Genomic DNA, 19,701 nt, shown 5'->3' with positions numbered 1-19,701 from the left:
CAGTTCCACCCAGGCGCCGCGGCCCCGCTATGGCGGGGCCTGGGGCGCAGCACCGGGGCTTGCGCGGCGGCAGTTTTTCGCAAACTGCGACAGCCCGGTGAGATTCAAGAGACGCATCGGCTGGCAGGTTCCGGGGGCCGGCAGGGTGCTCTAGATGTGCAGCCAGGCCAGGGTGCCCAGTAGCACGCTGCCGCCGGCCGCGCCGTAGGCGAGCTTCTTCAGCCATTCCTTGCGGGTCAGCAGGGTGATGGCCGCCATCGAAATGGCGATCTGGATCGCCATCATCGCCTGGGCCCAGCGATGGTGCTGGTGCAGCGCGGCTTCCGATTGTTCGTCCCAGTCCCGGGCCTCGGCTTCCAGGGCCTCGGCCTTGAGGCGCACCGCTTCCTTTTCCTTCTGGTAGCGCTGGGCTTCGATGCCGTAGTGCGCGGCATCGACTCCGGGAATGTGGGTCGCCAGCTCCGCCAGGTTCTGCCGGCTGGATTTGGCCTGGTAGTAGCTCCACTGGTTGGCGGCTTCGGTCTTTTTCATCGCGGCATTGTTCTTGTCCATCGCCGCCAGGCTTTCCGAGGAGCCGGCCTGATAGCTCAGGAGTGCTCCCAGGGTGGCCATGATCGCCGTCATCACCGCGATCTTGCTGGCGAAGCGGTCACTGCGCGCGTGGGCATGTTCGCTCACGTGTTCCAGGTGCTTTTCGTGGGGGCTGGGCACATCGAATTCTTCGGTCATGGCGATCCGATCGGCTGGGTAGGGGGTGTTTCAAATTGTATCCATGGCCACTGGCGCCAGCAGGGCCAGTGTGAGTTCGTTCAGCTGGCCGACAGCCTGGGGCTGTGGGCGCAGGCCGGAAGGGCCGCGCTTGGGATCAAGGTTGACCATTTCGCGATAATCGAAAAGAAGTTCTCGTTAGACGGTCGCCAGCTGGCCTTTCTAAAGTAGGCGCTTCGAATCCGTGAGTACTTCCCATGCCCATTTACCCGAGGCCTGCATGGGCCCTGTGCGCCCTGTGCGCCCTGTTGGCCGGTTGCACCCTGGGGCCGGAACGGCCGCCCGGCAGCACTGTGCCCCTGCCCGTGAGCCACCCGGACGCAATGGCCGAGCAGGGGCTCGACCAGTGGTGGCAGCTCTACCGTGACCCTGGGCTCAATGCCGCGGTACAGGAAGCCCTGAGCCAGAACCGCGACTTGCGGATGGCCGCGGCCAACCTGCTGCAAGCCCGGGCGCTGCTGCGCGAAACCGATACCCTGCGCCAGCCTTCCACCCAGGTGACGGCCCGCGCCGGCTACGGCAGTACCGCCGACGACCAGCTGGAAGCCGCCTTGCAGGACAGCCAGCACATCCGCACCGGCAGCCGCTATGGGGTCGGCCTGGATGTGCAGTGGGAGGCCGACCTGTTCGGCCGCCTGCACGGCCTGGCCGATGCCGCCCGGGCCGATGCCGAGGCGGCCCGGGCCGCCGAAGATGGCCTGCGGGTGGTGGTGGCCGCAGAAACCACCCGCGCCTGGTTGCAGGCTTGCAGCTACGGCCAGCGCCTGCAGGTGGCGGGCGAGTCCCTGGCGCTGGTGGAGCAGGGCCGCACCCTGAGCGCCCGGCTGTATCGGGCCGGCGCCGCGGTGACCCTGGATGTGGTGCGCGCCGAAGGCCTGGTGGGCCAGGTGCAGGCCAGCCTGCCGCCGCTGCAGGCCGGACGGCAACGGGCCCTGGCCGAACTGGCCGTCTTGCTGGGGCGCCCCCCGGGTGATGCACCGGCGGCGGCCCAGGCTTGTCGCCAGGCCCCGACCCTGGGGTCGCCCATGCCCCAGAGCGATGCCCTGGCCATGTTGCGTCGGCGCCCCGACGTGAGCCAGGCCGAGCGCCGGCTGGCGGCGGCCACGGCGCGCATCGGCGTGGCCCGGGCCGACCTCTATCCAAGGGTCAGCCTGGGGGCCGGGGTCTTCACGTCGGCGCACCACCCCGCAGGTTTCGATGACCGCGACGCGTCGGTCTGGCAACTGGGGCCGCTGTTGTCCTGGAGCTTGCCCAACCTCAATGCCGCCCGCGCCCGCATCGCCCAGGCCAGCGCCGGAGAAAGCGCGGCGCTGGCGGATTTCGACCGCAGCATCCTGGCGGCCCTGAAGGAGCAGCAACAGGCCCTGAGCGACTACCAGGCCGCGTTGCAGCGCCAGCAAGCCCTGCACCTGGCAGCCGAACGTGACCACCAGGCCTTGCGCCTGGCCGGGCTAGCCAGGGCCGCCGGTGCCTCCACGGCCCTGGATTACCTCGATGCCCAGCGCACCGATGTACGTACCCGGGCCGCGGCAGCGCAGGCCGATGCCGCCGTCATCGATACCCAGGTGCTGGTGTTCAAGGCCCTGGGCGGCGGCTGGCGCAGCGCGCCGCCGATTGTCCTGCCGCAGCCGAGCCGGGCTGCGGCCAACCCTTTCCCGCGAACCCCCAACGAGCCTTTGCAATGACCCAGACCCCTGTTCCCGCTTTCCCGGCGCAAGCCGTCACCCGCCGTCGCTTACTCGGTTATGCCGGGCTGGCGCTGGTGTTGCTGCTGGTTCTCGCCTGGGGCCTGCGCTGGTGGTTCAACGGGCGTTTCCTGGTGGAGACCGACGATGCCTACCTGCGCTCGGACATCGTCACCATCGCGCCCCGGGTCGCCGGCTACCTGGTGGCGGTCGAGGTCCGGGACAACCAGCCGCTCAAGGCTGGCGACCTGCTGGCGCGGATCGACGACAGCGACTACCGGGCTCGGGTCGAACAGGCGGAAGCGGCGCTGCGCGAGGCCCAGGCCGAACAGCGTGCCGGGCAGGCGCGGCTGGCCAATCTGGCCGCCCGCCAGCAACAGCAGCAGAGCCTGATCGCCGAAGCCCAGGCCCGGGTCGGCGCCGCCGAGGCCGAGGCACAACGGGCCGGCCAGGAAGGGCGGCGGCAGCAACACCTGGCCAGCCAGCAAGTCAGCAGCGTGCAGCAACTGGAAAACGCCGCCGCCCTGGCCCGTCAGGCCGATGCCGCCCTGGGCGCGGCCCGCGCCAGCCTGGCCGCGCGGCGCCAACAGGTACAGGTGCTCGATACCGAACAGCAAAGCGCTCGGGCGCAACTGGACAAGCTCGAAGCGGGCGTGGCCCGGGTCACGGCCCAGCGGCAACTGGCCCGCATCGATCTGGCTCGCACCTTGATCCGCAGCCCGGTGGACGGTATCGCCGGCCAGCGGCGCCTGCGCCTGGGGCAGTACGTCGAAGTCGGTGCGCCGCTGTTGGCGGTGGTGCCTGAGGACGCCTATGTGGTGGCCAACTACAAGGAAACCCAGGTCGACGGCATGCGCCCCGGGCAAGCGGCGCGGGTCGAGGTCGACGCCTTGGGCGGCCATGTACTGGAGGGACGGGTGGAGAGTTTCGCCCCGGCTTCCGGCGCCGAATTCGCCCTGCTGCCGGCGGACAACGCCACCGGCAACTTCACCAAGATCGTGCAGCGCATGCCGGTGCGCATCCGCCTCGATCCGGGGCAGCCGCGACAGGCGCAGCTGCGCCCCGGGATGTCGGTGGTGGTGACCGTGGACACCCGTCATGACTAGTGCCCAGGCCGTATCGGAAGGCACCGGCGAGGCCGCCGCACAGGCAATCTCCCTGCGCACCTGGGTGGCGGTGCTGGGCAGCGTGGTGGGCTGCTTCATGGCCGGGATGAACGTGCACGTGACCAACGCTTCCCTGCCGGACGTGCGTGGCTCCCTGGGGGCGACTTTCGAGGAGGGGTCGTGGATCACCACCGCCTACCTGGTGGCGGAGATCATCATCATTCCCATGACCGGCTGGCTGGTTTCGGTGTTTTCCATGCGCCGGGTGCTGATGGTCGGCACCGCCGGTTTCGTGCTGTTTTCGATCGCCTGTTCCCTGGCGCCGAACATCCACAGCCTGATCTTCGCCCGGGTGCTGCAAGGGGCCTTTGGCGGGGTGCTGATTCCCCTGTCGTTCCAGCTGATTGTCACCGAGCTGCCGGCGGCCCGGCATCCCATGGGCATGGCCCTGTTCGCCGTGGCCAACAATGTCGCCCAGGCCGCGGGACCGTCCCTGGGCGGCTGGCTCACCGATGCCTATTCGTGGCGCTGGATCTTCTACCTGCAAGTGCCGCCGGGGCTGTTGCTGCTGGCGGCCATCGGCTGGTCGGTGCGGCCCCAGCCCATGGTCCTGGCAAAACTGCGCCAGGGTGACTGGGGCGGCATCGCCAGCATGGCCGTGGGCCTCTCGGCGTTGCAGATCATGCTGGAGGAGGGTGGCCGTTACGACTGGTTCGCCTCAAGCTTCATCAGCCATTGCGCGATCCTGGCCACGGTCGGCCTGCTGGCCTTCGTGGCCATCGAACTGCGTCGCGAGCAGCCGTTGATCAACCTGCGCCTCTTGGGGCGCTACAACTTCGGCATTGCCAGCCTGATGCAATTCACCTTCGGTGCGGTGGTGTTCGGCGTGGTGTTCCTGGTGCCCAACTACTTTGCCCAGATCCACGGCTACAACGCCCGGCAGATCGGCCTGATGATGATTCCCTACGGCCTGATCCAGTTCGTCATGTCGTTCGCCACCCCGCGGCTGATGCGCTGGACCAGCGCCCGCACCATCATCATTGCCGGGTTCGCCATCACTGGCATCGGCTGCCTGATGAACATCCACCTCAACCCCGATGCCTCGGTGAACGTCATCGTGCCCTCGCTGGTGGTGCGTGGTATCGGCCAGTCGCTGGTGGTGGTGGCGCTGGGGGTGATGGCGATCCAGGGGCTGGAAAAGGACCAGGTGGGCTCGGCCTCCGGACTGTTCTCCATGGTGCGTAACGTCGGCGGGGCCATCGGTATCGCGCTGTCCAGCCAGATCGTGGTGGAGCGCGAGAAACTCCACGCCCAGCGCATTGGCGAATCCGTCAGCCTGTTCGCCCAGGCCACCGAGGAGCGCCTGGTGGAACTGGTGCGCCTGCTGGCCCAGGCACCGGTGGAGTACGCAACGGCCCTGCATTCGGCGGCGCTGGCGCCCCTGCGCCAGCAAGCCCTGGGCATGGTGGACAAGGTGCTGCACCGCGACGCCCTGCTGCTGGCCTACAGCGATGCCTTCTTGCTGGCGGGGCTGGCCATGCTGTTGTGCGTGGTGGCCGGTGTGCTGCTGCGCCGGGCCTGAGCCCTCAGCGGTAGAACTCCGAAGGCGGCGTGCCGAACTGGCGCTTGAAGGCGGCGGCGAAGGCGCTCTGGCTGTCGTAGCCGTGCTGCAGCGCCACTTGCACCACCGGCATGCCTTCGGCCAGGCACTCCAGGGACATCAGCAACCGCGCCTGCTGGCGCCAACGGCCAAAGGTGATGCCGGTGTGGCGCTGGAACTGGCGATGGAAGGTCTTGGCGCTCATGGCCAGGCAGTCGCCCCATTGTTCGGCCGTGCGGTTGTCCGAAGGGTCGTCCGCCAGCGCCTGGCACACCCGCAGCATGCGCGGCTCATGGGGCCAGGGCAGGCTGAACGGCAGCACCGGCAGCGAGCGCATCTCATCGAGGATCAGGCGCATCAGGCGGCCGTCGCGGCTGTCCGGCGAATAGTGCGTGCCGACCTGGGCGGCGGCCAGGATCAGCTCGCGCAGCAACGGCGAGACCTCGATCACGCAGTCATGCTCGGGCAGGCCGGCAATGGCATCGACATTGATGAACAGGCTGCGCATGCGCACCGCGCCGCGCATGCGTACCCGGTGCTCGACGCCGGCCTGCAACCACACCCCGCGGCTGGGCGGCACCACCCAGCGGCCGGACTCGGTGTCGATCACCAGCACGCCCTCGATGGCATAGGCCAGCTGCGAGCGTGGATGGCTGTGGGCAGGTATTTCATGGCCGTTGGGGTAATCCACGGCGATGCTGGTAACCGGCATGGACAGGCAGTCGATGGACGAGACAACAAGCAGATCGGACATGCAGCGCAGCGCCTCCGCCCCGGAAGGGATCATGGGGCGCTTATCATAGGTGGAAATGTCCATTTTGCGATAATCAAAGGGTGTTTAGCGCATTACATTCAGAAGATCGCTACCTAGACTACAGATCACTCCTTGCCCGCCGACGGTTGCAACCGCCCATGAACCCCCTGTTCCTGACCCTGCTACTAGCGCTACCCCTGCCTTACGGCCGGGGTCTGCCGGTGCTGCCAGGAACCTGGCACCCAGGCTGATCTCCCTCAGACTCCGGCCTCGAAGCGCTTTCCATGATGAAAGCAGGGGAGATCCATCGCGTTCTCCATTGTGCTTTCGAGGTCAGTATGCTCGCCCATCCCCATACCAAATATCGTGCCTTTGCTCCCGTGGACCTGGCCTCGCGCCAGTGGCCGTCACGTACCATCACCCAGGCTCCGATCTGGCTGTCCACCGACCTGCGCGATGGCAACCAGGCGCTGTTCGAGCCGATGAACCGCGAGCGCAAGCTGCGCCTGTTCGAGGAACTGGTGCGTCTGGGCTTCAAGGAAATCGAAGTGGGATTCCCCGCCGCCTCGCGTACCGATTTCGAGGTGGTCCGCGAGCTTGTGGAACAGCAGCGGATTCCCGCCGACGTCACCCCCATGGTGATGACCCAACTGCGCGAGGACCTGATCCGCGAAACCGTACGCAGTGTGCAGGGTGCGCGCCGGGTCATCGTCCACCTGTACAACGCCATCGCCCCAGTCTGGCGGCGCGTGGTGTTCGGGTTTTCGGTGGACGAGGTCGAGTCCCTGGTGGAGCGCCATGTAAGGCTGTTGCGCGAGTTGACCGACCAGCACCCGGAAACCGAATGGGTGTTGCAGTACTCCCCCGAAACCTTCTGCATGGCGGAGCTCGAGGTGTCCCTGCGCATGTGCAACACCGCGATCCGTACCTGGGACGCCGGCCCGGGGCGCCCGATCATCATCAACCTGCCGACCACCGTCGAGGTGGCCACCGCCAACGTCTTTGCCGACCAGATCGAATGGATGCACAAGCGCCTGGAGCGCCGCGACCAGGTCACGCTGTCAGTGCACCCCCACAACGACCGGGGCACCGGCGTGGCCTGTGCCGAACAGGCGTTGCTGGCGGGCGCCCAGCGGGTGGAGGGCTGCCTGTTCGGCAATGGCGAGCGCAGTGGCAACCTGGACCTGGTGACCCTGGCCCTGAATCTCTATACCCAGGGCATCAGCCCCGGGCTGGATTTCTCCGATATCGCGGCAGTGGCCCGGGTTGCCGAGGAATGCACGGCGCTGCCGATCCATCCGCGCCATCCCTATGTCGGCGACCTGGTGTTCACCGCCTTTTCCGGCTCGCACCAGGACGCCATCGCCAAGGGCTTTGCCGCCCAGGCGGCCGACGGTTTCTGGGAGGTACCCTACCTGCCCATCGATCCGCAGGACCTGGGGCGGACCTACGACAGCATCGTGCGGGTCAACAGCCAGTCCGGCAAAGGCGGGATCGCTTTCCTGCTGCAGCGTGACCACGGCATCGTCATGCCCCGGCGCATGCAGATCGAGTTCAGCGCCATTGTGCAGAAGCTGGCTGATGCCAGTGACGCCGAGTTGAGCAGCGACGCTTTATGGGAGGTGTTTCAGCGCACCTATCTGGCGTGCGCAGAGGGCACGGCCGGCCTGCGGTATCTCGCCCATCGGTTGTTCGATGCCCCCGAGGGGCAGGGGATCGAGCTGCGGGTCGCCACCCCCGGGAACCAGGAGGCGTGCTTGCATGGCGTGGGCAACGGACCTGTCGCGGCGGCCCTGGCCGCCCTGGGCTTGCCGCTGCGCATCGACAGTTTTGAAGAGCGCAACCTGGGGGCGGGGGCCGATGCGCAGGCGCTGGCAATTGTCGAAGCGGTGTGGCCGGGCGTTGCCGGGTCACGTTTTGGCGCCGGCTGTCACGCCAATATCGTCACCGCCTCGGTGCAGGCCGTGATCAATGCCGCGGCGCGGTTTTATCCCGAGCAGGCGCCGGCATTCGTCCCCACCCAGGCATCGCTTGCGGAGCGGGCGGCTCCCTGAGTGACCCGCACCAGCAGTCGGCGCCCCAGGGGCCGGCCGCTGGAGCCCGGGCAAAAAAAAGCCCGCTGTAGCGCGGGCCAAATGGGATTCGTTAAGGAGTGATTGGCAATATAGGGGCGGCGAGGTGAAAGCACCGTGAAAAAAAAGTCGTGCAGGGATAAACCTCCAGCATCTTTGCCCAAGTCGTAGGGTGTTTTCGGATATGTCCGATATTACTGCCCCTGGAGCCCGCGTATATTCCCTCCTGCTCGCCCAGCCAAAGGGGGTACTTCGGTCTGGATGCCACTGCCGAAGTGATGGGCGAGCACCTTTTTCCCTCCTGCCGTTTCTTTCTCCCTGGCTGTTTCCTTCCCGCTTGGCCTGGCCAATATCCTCATCCCATTCCCTTCAGGGCAGATCGAGCCGGCGCCGGATCTCGGCCCACAGTTGCGGGTCGTCGAAGTCGTTGATCACGCGGTGGGCGCCGGCATCCAGCAGGGTTTGCGGGCGCTGGCTGGTGGCCAGGCCGAACGTGCAGATCCCGGCTTTTACCGCGGCTGTCAGCCCGGGTACCGAGTCTTCGAAGGCCAGGGCCTGGTCGGCGGTGGCCTGCAGGCATTCCAGGCCGCTCAAGTAGGGCAGGGGATCGGGCTTGGCCCGAGGCAACTCCTCGGCCACCAGCACCGTCTGGAAGCGCTGCCGCAGGCCCAGCACCTCGAGCATGTGCTCGGCATTGGCCCGGGGCGCGTTGGTGACCACGCACACGCCGATGCCGTGCTCCTGGGCAAAATCCAGCAGGCGCAGCAGGCCGGGCATGGGCATCAGTTGCGGGGAGAGTTGGCGAAAGCGCACTTCCTTGCGCTCGGCAAAGGCTTCATGTTCCGCCACGCTGCGCTCGGGGAACAGGTAGCGGCACATGTTGGCATTGGCCTGGCCGCTGACATGGGCTTCGAATTCTTCCTGGGTGAAGGTCCGGCCATCCTCTTCCAGCAGCAGTTGCTGCAGGGCCAGCAGGTGCAGGGCGTCGGTGTCGGTCAGGGTGCCATCAAGGTCGAAGAGCAGAGCATTGAGCATGGGACAGTTCCTGTCGGGCCCCATCCGGGCCGGTTGGCTGAATCGATCAAGCCCGCATCCTAGCAGGCTTGATCCCAACCGTGACCGGTTCGCTCGGGGCCTCAGCCCTGTGCGTTGTCGCCTTCGCCCTGGTCTTCCACTTCGTCAGGCTGCGGGCAGTAGTCCTGGGGGTTGGCCGGCCACAGCACCTGGTCATGGCCGTCGTGCACCTGTTCGGCGCCGCAATCGACCTGGCTGACCTGGAAGCTCGGAGTGCCGTCCAGGCGATACAGGGCCTTGAGGCTGCGGGACTGGTCGTCGCCCATGCCTTCCACGGCATAGCCGAAGATGGCGCCGCGGGTTTCGTCCACCACCAGTTCCTGCCACTTGCCGGGGATCAGCCGCTTGCCCTTGAGGTCGTACAGCGCCGAGGTGGCCAGGGCCGAGGTGTCGTCGGTGGCCAGCAGGTAGTGGCCGCTGTTGTCCAGGTGGATGTCGACGTACTGGCCCGGCTCCAGCAGCACCTTGCCGCTGGCGTCCATCAGGCCCACGGTACGCACCTGGGTGGCCTGGCCGAACAGGGTGGCCTGCTTGGTCGGGCTGTTGGCGGTGCTGAAGACGAACAGGTCGGCATTGATCGCGCCGATCTGGGCGTAGGTGGGCTTGAACAGCTCGACGCCCTTGTCCACATCGAAGATACCGAAGGTGGCGCTGAACACGTTCTGCAGCACCGCGACCTGGTTCAGCCCCGGTACCTGCCGGAACATTCCCAGGGGGCTGAAGCCGGCCGGGTCCGCCGAGTCGTAGACCGGCTGCACCTTCCATTGGCCCTGGCGGTCGATCAGCCCGGCCTTGCCGGAGCTGCCGTCGGCGTTCTTGGCGGTGACCAGCGCGCCCTGCTTGCCGAATACCTGGCAGGTGCCGAACTGGGCCTGGATCACGGTCTTGCCCTGGAAATCCATGTAGCCGCAGGGGCTGTCGTATTTTTCCCGGAAGGCCACCAGGCCGTCACCCGGTTCGCCCATCCAGTTGTAGGTGGCGGCGCTGATCAACTGGGCCTGGGCATCGGCCAGGGCCTTGCCCTGTTCGGTGCTGACCACCAGATGCTGGTTGGCAAAGTAGTCGATGCTGTCGAAGTCGATCTTCTTCTGCTCGCCGGTCTTGAGGTTCAGCGCCCACTTGTCGTTGCCGCGTTCGGCGATCATCCACCAGCCGCGCTTGGCGAAGTCATCGCGGACCATGCTGCTGTCATACAGGGCTTCGGTCACCACCTCGCCCTTGGCACTGAGAATGCCGCGCTTGCCGCCGATCTCGTAGACGATGAAGTCGTCGTTGCCGCCCACGTACAGATCGTCGAAGCGCGGTGGCTGAATCTGTTTGCCGCTCTGGTCGATGATGCCCAGCTTGCCGTCCTGGCCGAAGCCGAAGTAGCCCGGGGTCAGCAGCCGCAGGTCATCGGTGAAGGCGGCCTTGAGGGTCTGCTTGCCATCGGCGCTGCTGAGGTTCCAGGTACCGTCCTTGGCGAACAGGAAGGTCTTGTCCAGGGGCAGGGCGACCACGGCGTCGTAGTCGTTGTCGGCGCTGACCAGCACCTTGCCGTCCTGGTCCAGCACCGCGCATTCGCCATTGGCGCAGATCGGCATGACCATGGCCGCCGGAGCGGGGGCCGCAGCGACGGCTGCAGTCTTGGGACTGGTTTCTTCCTTGCATCCGACCAGGGTCAGGGCAGACAACGAGAGGATCAGCGAGCCGAGACGGGCACAGGCGCTTCTATCCATGAACTTCAGGTTCCTTGTAAGAGGGGAGGTGCGGCACACCCCATGGGACGGGGCAGGCAAAGCGGGGGTGATTCTGCGGCGCCGCCGGATAAATGCAAGATCCAATTGCAAAGAAAACCAGCGGTACAGCCTCGTCGCCGGCCTTGAGAGCTGTTCTGGCGCTGGCTAATCGCTGTCTCAGACTGAGACGTTTGTCTCGAAATTGAACGTCGGGTAACACCCGCAAGCCCGCCAGGGATCGGCGTCTTCGCCCAAGTCGTTGATTCCGGGTTCTTTTATAAGCTGGCACGCTCCGTGTATTGCATATCAGCAGACGTTTCTCTTGCCTCCATGACCGGGCGTGCCGGGCATGGCAGAAACCATAAAAACGACTCGCTAAAAATAAGAAAGCACCGTGGGAGGTTTGACGTTGATGAAGAGAAGACTGCGCCTGAGGCTCAGTGCCAGCCTGCTGGCCATTGCCACCTGTACCGCCTTGCATGCCCCTTCGAGTTTCGCCGCGCGGGATGCGCAGAGCATCCTCAAGGAAACCTGCCAGGGTTGCCACACCCCCGAGGCCGGGGAAGCCCTGAGCCGCATCAGCCACCAGCGCAAGACCCCGGAAGGCTGGCTGATGAGCATTGCCCGCATGCAGACCATGCACGGGCTGCAAATCAGCGATGACGACCGCCGCACCCTGGTCAAGTACCTGGCCGATACCCAGGGCCTGGCGCCCAGCGAGACCGACGGCGTGCGCTACGCCCTGGAGCGACGGCTGAACACCGTCGAGCATTTCGACGAACAGACCACCCAGATGTGCGCCCGCTGCCACTCCGGCGCGCGGATCGCCCTGCAGCGCCGGCCGGCCCAGGAATGGGAGCGCCTGGTGAATTTCCACCTTGGGCAATGGCCATCCCTGGAGTACCAGGCGCTGTCCCGGGACCGGGAATGGCTGCCCACCGCCCTCAAGGAAATGGTGCCGCTGCTGGCCAAGCGTTATCCCCTCGACAATCCCGCCTGGACAGCCTGGCAACAGGCCCGCCCGCAAGCGACGGCGCTGGCGGGGGACTGGAGCTTCAGCGGCCACCTGCCGGGCAAGGGCGAACTGGCCGGGGTGATGAGCGTCAGCGCCGGGGAAGGCGATCAGTTCAAGCTCAGCGTCAAGGGCCAGTACGCCGATGGCAGCCCGTTCAATGGCGAGGGCAGCGCGATCCTCTACAACGGCTATGAATGGCGCGGCAATGTCACCGTGGATGGCGTGGTCATGCGCCAGGTGCTGGCGGCACAGGGCAATGCACTGCAAGGGCGGATGTTCGAGGCTGAGCACGACGAGCGCGGCCTGGACTTCATCGCCGCCCGGCAAGGCAGCCAGCGGTTGCTGGCGGTGCAGCCGGGTTACCTGAAGGCCGGTGAGGAGGCCGAGGTGACCCTGGTGGGCGCGGGCCTTGCGGGCACTCCGAGCTTCGGCAAAGGGGTGGAGGTCGTGCAGGTGCTGGAGCAGAGCCCCGAACGCATCCGCGTCAGGCTCAAGGCGGCGGCCAGCGCCCAGCCGGGGCTGCGGGAAGTCAGCGTCGGCAGCCTCAAGGGCGCGACGCTGGCGGTGTACCAGCGCATCGCCGAGGTCAAGGTGGTGCCGGCATTTGCCGTGGCGCGGATCGGTGACGGCGGCGGCTCGACGCCCAAGGTACAGGGCCGCTTCGATGCCGAAGCCTGGGGCAAGGGGGCCGACGGCAAGGCCTACCGCATCGGCGTGATGCCGGCGCAGTGGAAGGTCGAGGCCTTCGACGCCCAGGCGGCCAAGGATGAAGACGTCAAGTACGCCGGCAGCATGCAGGCCGACAGCGGCGTGTTCACCCCCGGGGACGCCGGGCCCAACCCGCTGCGCAAGATGTCCACCAACAACGCCGGCAACCTCAAGGTGATCGCTGCGGTGGAGGAGGGGGGCAAGGCCCTGACCGGTGAAGGCCAACTGATCGTCACCGTGCAACGCTGGAACAATCCACCCATTCCCTGAGGGGCGTCGAGCGATACCGACAGACACTTTCAGGCAATGACCGCAGGCCCCGAACGCGGGGCAGGCACAGGAGGTTGTAATGGGCGCAATTCTGAATCTGGTGGAGCGCAACCTGCATGAAGTGCAGGTGGACGCCAACCGCATGCTGTTCCATATCCCCAGCAGTTCGCTGTTTGCCAGCGATGCCTTGACCGGCAGCATCATCGATGCGCTGCGCGGCCCGGGCTGTACCCCGGAAGACTTGATCCAGCGTCTGGCCGGCGCCTATGACGGTGCCGACGTCAGCGACACCCTGCGTGAGCTGATGGCCCTGGAACTGGTCAGCGACGGCTCGCCCCTGACCCCGGAAATCGGCGTCAAACGGGTCGAACGCACGGCGATCAATACCGTGGTGCTCAACGTCAATACCGGCTGCAACCTGAGCTGCACCTACTGCTACAAGGAAGACCTGGACAAGCCCTCGGCGGGCAAGAAGATGGGCCTGGACACGGCCATTGCCTCGGTGGAAATGCTGCTCCAGGAGTCCCCGGACGAGGAGCGCTACACCGTGGTGTTCTTCGGCGGCGAACCCTTGAGCAACCGGCCGCTGATCGAGGCCATGGTGGACTACTGCGAACAGCGCTTTGCCGCCGCCGGCAAGTTCGTCGAGTTCGTCATGACCACCAACGCCACCCTGCTCACCGAAGAGGTGGTGGACTACCTCAACGCCCACCGCTTCGGGCTTTCGGTGAGCATCGACGGGCCCAAGACCGTGCACGACCGCAACCGCATCACCGTGGGCGGGCAGGGCACCTATGACGTGGTGCGGCGCAAGGCGCAGATGCTTCTGGAACGCTACGACAGCCGGCCGGTGGGGGCGCGGGTGACCCTGACCACCGGGGTCACCGACCTTGAGACCATCTGGGATCACCTGTTCAACGAGCTGGGGTTCGCCGAAGTGGGGTTCGCCCCGGTGACCTCGGGGGACATCAGCAGCTTCAACCTCAGCAGCGAGGAGCTGATCGAAGTCTTCGCCAGCATGAAGCGCCTGGGCCGGCGTTACCTGGCGGCGGCACTGGAGCACCGCAATATCGGCTTCTCCAACCTGCACCAGCTGATCACCGATATCCACGAGGGCCACAAGAAGGCGCTGCCCTGCGGCGCCGGGCTGAAGATGCTGGCGGTGGACCACAAGGGCGAGCTGAACCTGTGCCACCGCTTCACCGGCTCATCCCTGCCGACCTTCGGCAATGTGCATGACGGTGGGGTCAAGCAGATGGAGCTCAATGACTTCCTGTCTCAGCGCCTGGACCGCACCAACACCGGCTGCGACAGCTGCCGCATCCGCAACCTGTGTTCCGGCGGCTGCTACCACGAGAGCTATGCCCGCTACGGCGACCCGGCGCATCCGACTTATCACTATTGCGAACTGATGCGTGATTGGGTGGATTTCGGCATCGAAGTCTACAGCCGGATCATGGCGCACAACCCTGCGTTCATCAGCAGCTACATCACTCCGCGCAAGGCTCACTGACATGAAACATCTCAAGCCGATCAACAACAAAGCTCAGAAACTGACCGAGGCCGCGGCCCAGGACCGTATCGAAGAAGTGCTGGCGATGAACTCCGTGGCCGGCTGCGCCTCGACCACCGACCCGGGCTGGGAAATCGATGCCTTTGGCGGCGTCTCGTCACTGTGCCAGCCGATGGAGGCCGACCTCTACGGCTGCTCCGACCCTTGCTGGTGGCCGGCCCAGGTGCCGGACATGATGAGCACCTACCCCGACTGGAACAAGGACGCCCAGGCCTCCAACGACAACTGGCGCAACCTCGGCACCGTCTTCCCCAAAGACAAGTAACCGGACAGCACAAGGATTCCAGCATGCGAGCTATCACAGTGTGCGGCCTGGCCGCCGGCGCGGTTCTCAGCGCCTGTTCTTTCACCGCCCTGGCCGACGAGGGCCTGGCCCTCAACAGCGGTCACGAGTACATGGTGACCACCAATTACCCGAACAACCTGCACGTTCTCGATCTGGCCAGCGACAGCCTGTACAAGACCTGCAAGATGCCCGACGCCTTCGGCCCCGGCACCGTGCAACTGTCGCCGGACCGCAAGATCGCCTACGTGCTGAACAACCACTATGCGGATGTCTACGGCGTCGAGCTCGACAGCTGCAAGCAGGTGTTCCACGCCAGCATCACCCAGCATCCGGGGGAGAAGGCGCGCTCGATGTTCGCCTTCACCGTCAGCCACGACGGCAAGGAGCTGTACACCGTGGCCAACCCGACCCTGTTGCTCAATGACCGCTATGAGGTCAAGGAGCCGCGGCTGGATGTCTACGCCACCGATGCCGGGCTCGACGCCAAGCCGCTGCGCAGTTTCCCCGCGCCGCGCCAGCTGACCATCATGCAGAGCGGCGACGACGGCACCCTGTATGTGGCCGGGCCGGACCTGTACAAGGTCGACGTCAAGACCGGCAAGTTCGAGGTACTGATCCCCAGCCGCCACTGGAAACGCCCCAACTACAGCGCGCCGGACGTGCTCTACGTGTGGAACCAGCAGACCTTCCGCCATGACTTTTCGCTGCTCTACACCGCGGCGAAGTTCAAGGACAAGAAGCAGGACCCGGCTACCGCCGAGCCGCTGTACGGGCTGTTCAGCGTCGATCTTGCGACCGGCAAGACCGAGACCACCGACTTCGGCCCGCTGACCGAGATCTACTTCAGCGGCATGCGCTCGCCCACGGACCCCAACCTGATGTTCGGCGTGCTCAACCGCCTGGCCAAGTACGACATCAAGCAGAAGAAACTGCTCCAGGCCGCGACCCTGGAACACTCCTACTACTGCATCTCGTTCAACCGGGCCGGGACCAAGATCTACCTGGCGGGGACCTTCAACGACGTGGCGATCTTCGATGTGCAGAGCATGAAGCAGATCGGCAAGATCACCCTGCCGGGCGGCGACATGGCCATCACCACGGCGCAGATCTTCGTCCGCTGACCCCGCCCCCAGCCACCGGCTCCTGTAGCAGCCGGCTTGCCGGCGAACAGGCCGGCAAGCCGTGCAGGGCCCTCACCGACGCCTTCGCGGGCAAGCCCGCTCCTACCGTGCGGGGACCGGGCAGCTCAAGTCGCCTTCCTTGCACTGCAGGTACTGTTTGAAACTCTCCACGCGGGTCTTGGTCAAGGCCGTGATGCAGTTGCTGTAGGCCACCGGATACAGGCTGCCACCTTCCACGCCCGAGGTGGAAAAACTGCACTCGGCATCGCGGAACGCCACCCAGGCGCGCTGGGCGCTGACCAGCAGCTTTTTGCTGTGTGGCTGGTCTTTCAGGCGCTGGTTGATCTGTTGGTAAAGGGCGTTCAGCTCCTTGTCCGCGGCCTTGTGCTGGACGTTGGCGCACAGGCTCATATCGGTCTGGGTGGTGTTGTTGCACTCATAGGCCTGGGCCAGTGGAGCAAGCAGCAGCGGCGCAAGGGCCAGCAACAGGATCGGACGCATGGAAAGTCTCGCAATCGGTCAATGAGGAAGAAACAGTCTAGCCGCGGCTGGGTTGCCACTCGGGCCAGCGTTGCAGCGCTTCGTCGGCCAGCCAGGGCACATCGTGGGAGGTCCAGATATGCACCTGTGGCGTCTGCCCCGGATCATCGTCCAGGGTCGCCACCCGCAGGATCACGTGGGGCTGCCCCGGGCGCTCCGCCAGCAGGTGAGAACCGCAGACCGAGCAGAAGTGCCGCAGCTTGCCCGGGGACGATTCGTAGGTGCTCAGGCGTTCCTGGCCCTGGGTCCACTGGAAGTGTTCGCGCATGACTCCGGCGGTCGAGGCAAAGGCCGCGGCGTGGGCCTTGCGGCAGGTCTGGCAATGGCAGTGGCCGATGGGCATGTCCAGGCGGTCGACCCGGTATTGCACCGCCTTGCACAGGCAACTGCCATGCAGCGGCCGGGCAGGCGCGCGACGCCGGGCGGCGGCCAGCAGGTCGTCGGCCATGGCCTGGATCTCCTCGCCCATGTGCAGCTTGGCCAGCCAGTGCGGCGGTATGCCCTGGGCCCCGTAGAAGGCTCCGGCCAACTGGCCGACGATGGCGGCGGTGGTGTCGGCGTCGTCCCCCAGGTTGGCGGCGGCCAGCACTGCTTCGGCATAGCTGTCGCTGTGCTGGAAGCACCAGAGCGCGGCCTCCAGGGAGTCGACGCAATAGCCGTTGCCGCGAATCTGGTCGCGGGTTTTATCCAGGTAATTGCCCTGGGCCAGGGCCGCGACCTTGCTCTCGCGAAAGCCCTGGGCGTCGGGCCGTTGCAGTTGCTGCTTGCTGGCACCGTCCAGGGCCTTGGCGATCAGCCCGGCCAACAGCTGGCAGCATTCGATGGCTTCGGCGGCGCCGTGGGTGGTACGCGAACTGGCCCCGGCAGACTCGCGGACCTGGGCCAGGTCGGGGTAATGGAACAGCACCACCGGCGCCAGGCGCATCAGCGAGCCATTGCCGGCGGTCTGCGGGTCGCTGGAACCCGCCAAGGGCTGGCCGTGTTCCTGATAGTCGGCCAGGGCCTGGCGCACCGTCATGCCGATATCGAAGCATTCGCCGGTGGCGCTCAGGTAGCCCCATTGCCACCAGTTGAGGTAGCGGCCCATCTGGTCGGCGGGGTCGAAACCGTCCTTGCGCAACAGGCTTTCCCCCAGGCACAGGGCCATGGAGGTATCGTCGGTCCACTGTCCGGCCTTGAGGTTGAACGGGCCACCGCCCAAGAGATCGGTGACCGGGGGGAAACTGCCCCGTGGCTTGAATTCCACACTGGTGCCCAGGGCATCGCCACAGGCCAGGCCCAGCAGGCTGCCACGGTAACGGTCGGTGAGGGTGAGGGGCATGGCAGGTCCTTTGCAGAGGTATTGGCGCCGGCGACAGTAGCATTTTTCGTTCCGGGCAATCAGTGGGTCCTTCGGCCAGATAAAGGTTGCGCTCGATTCAGAGAGGTCTAGTGTTCATCACTGGAGGTGGCCCATGAATTCTTCAGATCGCATCGAACGCAAGATCCTGCTCAAGGCCGACCCGGCCCAGGTCTGGCAGGCGCTGAGCGAGGCCGAACGCTTCGGCCGCTGGTTTGGCGTGGCCCTGGCCGGCCAGCAGTTCATACCCGGCCAGCGGGCCCGGGGCGCGGTGACCTACCCAGGCTATGAGCACCTGACCTGGGATGTCCTGGTGGAGCAGATGCTGCCCCTGGAGCTGTTCTCCTTCCGCTGGCACCCCTACGCCATCGATCCCGCTCAGGACTATTCGGCAGAGCCCAGCACCCTGGTCCGGTTCGAACTGGAAGAGCACGCCGGTGGTACCTTGCTGCGGGTTACCGAGTCGGGCTTCGACGGCATTCCCGCCGAGCGCCGGCTCAAGGCCTTTCGCATGAACAGCCGGGGCTGGGACGAGCAGATGAGCAATATCGAGAACTACCTGCAGCAGGGTTGAAACAGGCAGTTGCAAGCGGCACGTTGCAGAGCCAGGCCTGTCGCCTGAAACTGGCCGCTTCCCGTCTGGAGCAGCCCCTTGTTCGAAACCTATATGAAACGCTGGCGCCTGACGCCCGATGGCGATCCCATCGTCACCCCGGGCAGCCGCCTGTTGCCGGTGCGTCTGCAAGACGGTGCGCCGGCCATGTTGAAGATTGCCCTGGATGAACACGAGCAGGCCGGCAACCGGCTGATGGCCTGGTGGGCCGGGGAGGGGGCGGCGCGGGTTCATGCCCAGCAAGGCGATGCCCTGCTGATGGAGCGCGCCATGGGCAAGGGTTCGCTGATGCGCATGGCCCTGGCGGGCCAGCACGATGAGGTCAGCCATATCGTCTGCGCCACCCTGCAACAGTTGCACCGGCCACGGGCACAACCGCGGCCGCCGCTGGTGTCGCTGGACCGCTGGTTTGCCGACCTGCGCGAGGCGGCGCCGCAGCAGGGCGGGTTGTTCCTGCGCTGCCTGGCCGAAGCCGAGCACCTGTTGGCCACGCCCCGGGAGCTGGTGGTGCTGCATGGCGATATACACCACGACAATGTGCTGGACTTCGCCGAGCGCGGCTGGCGGGTGATCGACCCCAAGCGGGTCCATGGCGAGCGCACCTTCGATTTCGCCAACCTGATCTGCAACCCGGACCTGCCCAGCGCCACCGACCCTGTGCGCTTTGCCCGCCAGGTGCAGGTGATTGCCCGGGCGGCGCAGCTGGAGCCGCGCCGGCTGGTGCAGTGGGTGCTGGCCTTCAGTGGTTTGTCCGCTGCCTGGTTTCTCCAGGACGATCATCAGCCCGGGGCGCAGCACCAGCTCAAGCTCGCGGCTTTGGCCGCCCAGGCACTGGAGGGGTGAACTAGGGGTTTGCGTAAGTGCGGTATAGCGAATTTCCTACACGCGCTGTAATTCAATGCGCCTTCTGCGCACCGGGCTTTGTGTTTAATCTTCTTTCCCACAACTGCAGCGCAGGAAGCGCTCAGGATCAGGGAAGGTCGACCATTAGCACGGATGCTGCAGACAGGAAGTCATAATGGTCTTGGAAAAAACCCGCTTCGGCGGGTTTTTTTTCGTCCGGCATTTCGTGCCTGCAGCCTGGGTGCGGTGGCCGCTTTGATACTTCACGCAGTGGAACATGAACGTGGCAGGTTTTTTTCAGCCCGACGCTAAGCGCGGGCTTCTGTGCAAATGGCCGTGGTTGCGGCAGATCGTTGTAGTGGGTGCGGCGCTGCTGCCCACCTTGAGCTGGGGGGGAATGTCGTGCCAAGGGCCGGATTGCCCCGGCATTCTGACGATGCTGGCATTTTTCCTGGGGGCCTTTGTCCTGGCCAATATACTTGGCGCACTGTGGATGATTGGCCGGAAGATCAAGTCGGTCTGGCGGCGCTGGCGTGATCCGAATGGCCGTGAGGCGTGCGAGCCGCCGGCCACGGATGATGCCCCCGGCCATTGACGCCGGTGAGCAGGCGCTCTT

At 65.8% G+C, this 19,701-nt stretch carries 17 protein-coding genes and 1 pseudogene; 11 read left to right on the top strand and 7 right to left on the bottom strand.

From position 1 onward, the window contains the following. Positions 1-150: 150 nt before the first annotated feature. Positions 151-729 carry a DUF4337 domain-containing protein gene (locus A9971_RS06825; RefSeq protein WP_047288088.1) on the bottom strand — a complete coding sequence of 193 codons (579 nt, stop codon included), beginning with the start codon at positions 727-729 and terminating at the stop codon, positions 151-153. Positions 730-965: 236 nt separating this feature from the next. Here A9971_RS06825 and A9971_RS06820 point away from each other — a divergent pair, with 236 nt between their 5' ends. The 3 genes from A9971_RS06820 to A9971_RS06810 are packed head-to-tail and all read left to right on the top strand — an operon-like array spanning position 966 to position 5,141. Continuing rightward, positions 966-2,453 (top strand): efflux transporter outer membrane subunit, encoded by a 1,488-nt coding sequence (locus A9971_RS06820; protein WP_183001522.1) that lies wholly within the window; start codon positions 966-968, stop codon positions 2,451-2,453. Further along, positions 2,450-3,559, top strand: coding sequence for an HlyD family secretion protein (locus tag A9971_RS06815; protein WP_015636447.1), 1,110 nt, complete (start codon positions 2,450-2,452; stop codon positions 3,557-3,559). Before A9971_RS06820 ends, A9971_RS06815 begins: the two co-directional genes overlap by 4 nt. After that, the gene (locus A9971_RS06810; RefSeq protein ID WP_093410209.1) at positions 3,552-5,141 is read left to right on the top strand and encodes a DHA2 family efflux MFS transporter permease subunit; all 1,590 of its coding nucleotides are present in this window, start codon (positions 3,552-3,554) and stop codon (positions 5,139-5,141) included. The genes A9971_RS06815 and A9971_RS06810 overlap by 8 nt, the downstream gene beginning before the upstream one ends. A 4-nt stretch (positions 5,142-5,145) precedes the next feature. Here the strand turns inward: A9971_RS06810 and A9971_RS06805 are convergent, their stop codons facing one another. Next, positions 5,146-5,976, bottom strand: coding sequence for a helix-turn-helix transcriptional regulator (locus A9971_RS06805; protein ID WP_183001521.1), 831 nt, complete (start codon positions 5,974-5,976; stop codon positions 5,146-5,148). A 275-nt stretch (positions 5,977-6,251) separates the two neighbouring features. On the opposite strand from A9971_RS06805, the gene A9971_RS06800 reads away from it, so the two are divergent. Continuing rightward, positions 6,252-7,967, top strand: a complete 1,716-nt coding sequence (locus A9971_RS06800) for a 2-isopropylmalate synthase (protein WP_183001520.1) — start codon at positions 6,252-6,254, stop codon at positions 7,965-7,967. Between the two features lie 387 nt (positions 7,968-8,354). Here A9971_RS06800 and A9971_RS06795 read toward each other — a convergent pair whose 3' ends face one another. After that, the gene (locus tag A9971_RS06795; protein ID WP_015636443.1) at positions 8,355-9,020 is read right to left on the bottom strand and encodes an HAD family phosphatase; all 666 of its coding nucleotides are present in this window, start codon (positions 9,018-9,020) and stop codon (positions 8,355-8,357) included. Between the two features lie 101 nt (positions 9,021-9,121). Further along, entirely contained in the window at positions 9,122-10,777 is a 1,656-nt protein-coding gene (locus tag A9971_RS06790) for a WG repeat-containing protein (RefSeq protein ID WP_041774387.1), read from the bottom strand. Between the two features lie 412 nt (positions 10,778-11,189). On the opposite strand from A9971_RS06790, the gene peaA reads away from it, so the two are divergent. The 4 genes from peaA (at position 11,190) to peaD (ending at position 15,750) form a co-directional block, all read left to right on the top strand. Beyond that, on the top strand, positions 11,190-12,770 hold the full coding sequence (gene peaA, locus A9971_RS06785; RefSeq protein WP_183001519.1) for a quinohemoprotein amine dehydrogenase subunit alpha: 1,581 nt from the start codon (positions 11,190-11,192) through the stop codon (positions 12,768-12,770). A 79-nt stretch (positions 12,771-12,849) separates the two neighbouring features. Further along, the gene (gene peaB, locus A9971_RS06780; protein ID WP_015636440.1) at positions 12,850-14,283 is read left to right on the top strand and encodes a quinohemoprotein amine dehydrogenase maturation protein; all 1,434 of its coding nucleotides are present in this window, start codon (positions 12,850-12,852) and stop codon (positions 14,281-14,283) included. Position 14,284: 1 nt separating this feature from the next. Next, on the top strand, positions 14,285-14,608 hold the full coding sequence (qhpC, locus tag A9971_RS06775; protein ID WP_011062399.1) for a quinohemoprotein amine dehydrogenase subunit gamma: 324 nt from the start codon (positions 14,285-14,287) through the stop codon (positions 14,606-14,608). A 23-nt stretch (positions 14,609-14,631) separates the two neighbouring features. Continuing rightward, positions 14,632-15,750, top strand: a complete 1,119-nt coding sequence (gene peaD / locus A9971_RS06770; RefSeq protein WP_015636439.1) for a quinohemoprotein amine dehydrogenase subunit beta — start codon at positions 14,632-14,634, stop codon at positions 15,748-15,750. Between the two features lie 102 nt (positions 15,751-15,852). On the opposite strand, the gene A9971_RS06765 is transcribed toward peaD, so the two are convergent. The 3 genes and pseudogenes from A9971_RS06765 to A9971_RS06760 form a co-directional block, all read right to left on the bottom strand. Next, entirely contained in the window at positions 15,853-16,251 is a 399-nt protein-coding gene (locus tag A9971_RS06765; RefSeq protein ID WP_072453073.1) for a lysozyme inhibitor LprI family protein, read from the bottom strand. Positions 16,252-16,288: 37 nt separating this feature from the next. Continuing rightward, a complete protein-coding gene (locus tag A9971_RS32860) occupies positions 16,289-16,738 on the bottom strand; it encodes a GFA family protein (RefSeq protein ID WP_225368814.1) in 450 nt (149 codons plus the stop codon). After that, positions 16,712-17,611: pseudogene (locus A9971_RS06760) on the bottom strand (ADP-ribosylglycohydrolase family protein); the annotation flags it as partial. The gene A9971_RS32860 and the pseudogene A9971_RS06760, both read right to left, overlap by 27 nt. A gap of 133 nt (positions 17,612-17,744) precedes the next feature. Here A9971_RS06760 and A9971_RS06755 point away from each other — a divergent pair. The 3 genes from A9971_RS06755 (at position 17,745) to A9971_RS06745 (ending at position 19,680) form a co-directional block, all read left to right on the top strand. Beyond that, positions 17,745-18,203, top strand: coding sequence for an SRPBCC family protein (locus A9971_RS06755; RefSeq protein WP_183001517.1), 459 nt, complete (start codon positions 17,745-17,747; stop codon positions 18,201-18,203). A gap of 78 nt (positions 18,204-18,281) precedes the next feature. Further along, positions 18,282-19,085, top strand: coding sequence for an aminoglycoside phosphotransferase family protein (locus tag A9971_RS06750; protein ID WP_053152916.1), 804 nt, complete (start codon positions 18,282-18,284; stop codon positions 19,083-19,085). A 277-nt stretch (positions 19,086-19,362) separates the two neighbouring features. Then, positions 19,363-19,680 (top strand): hypothetical protein, encoded by a 318-nt coding sequence (locus A9971_RS06745; RefSeq protein ID WP_053152913.1) that lies wholly within the window; start codon positions 19,363-19,365, stop codon positions 19,678-19,680. Positions 19,681-19,701: the final 21 nt, after the last annotated feature.

This window comes from Pseudomonas sp. UME65 (genome assembly GCF_014170225.1).
Classification (GTDB): Bacteria; Pseudomonadota; Gammaproteobacteria; order Pseudomonadales; family Pseudomonadaceae; genus Aquipseudomonas; species Aquipseudomonas protegens.
Note: the sequence above shows the minus strand (reverse complement) of the source record. Positions and strands in the feature narration are given on the sequence as shown.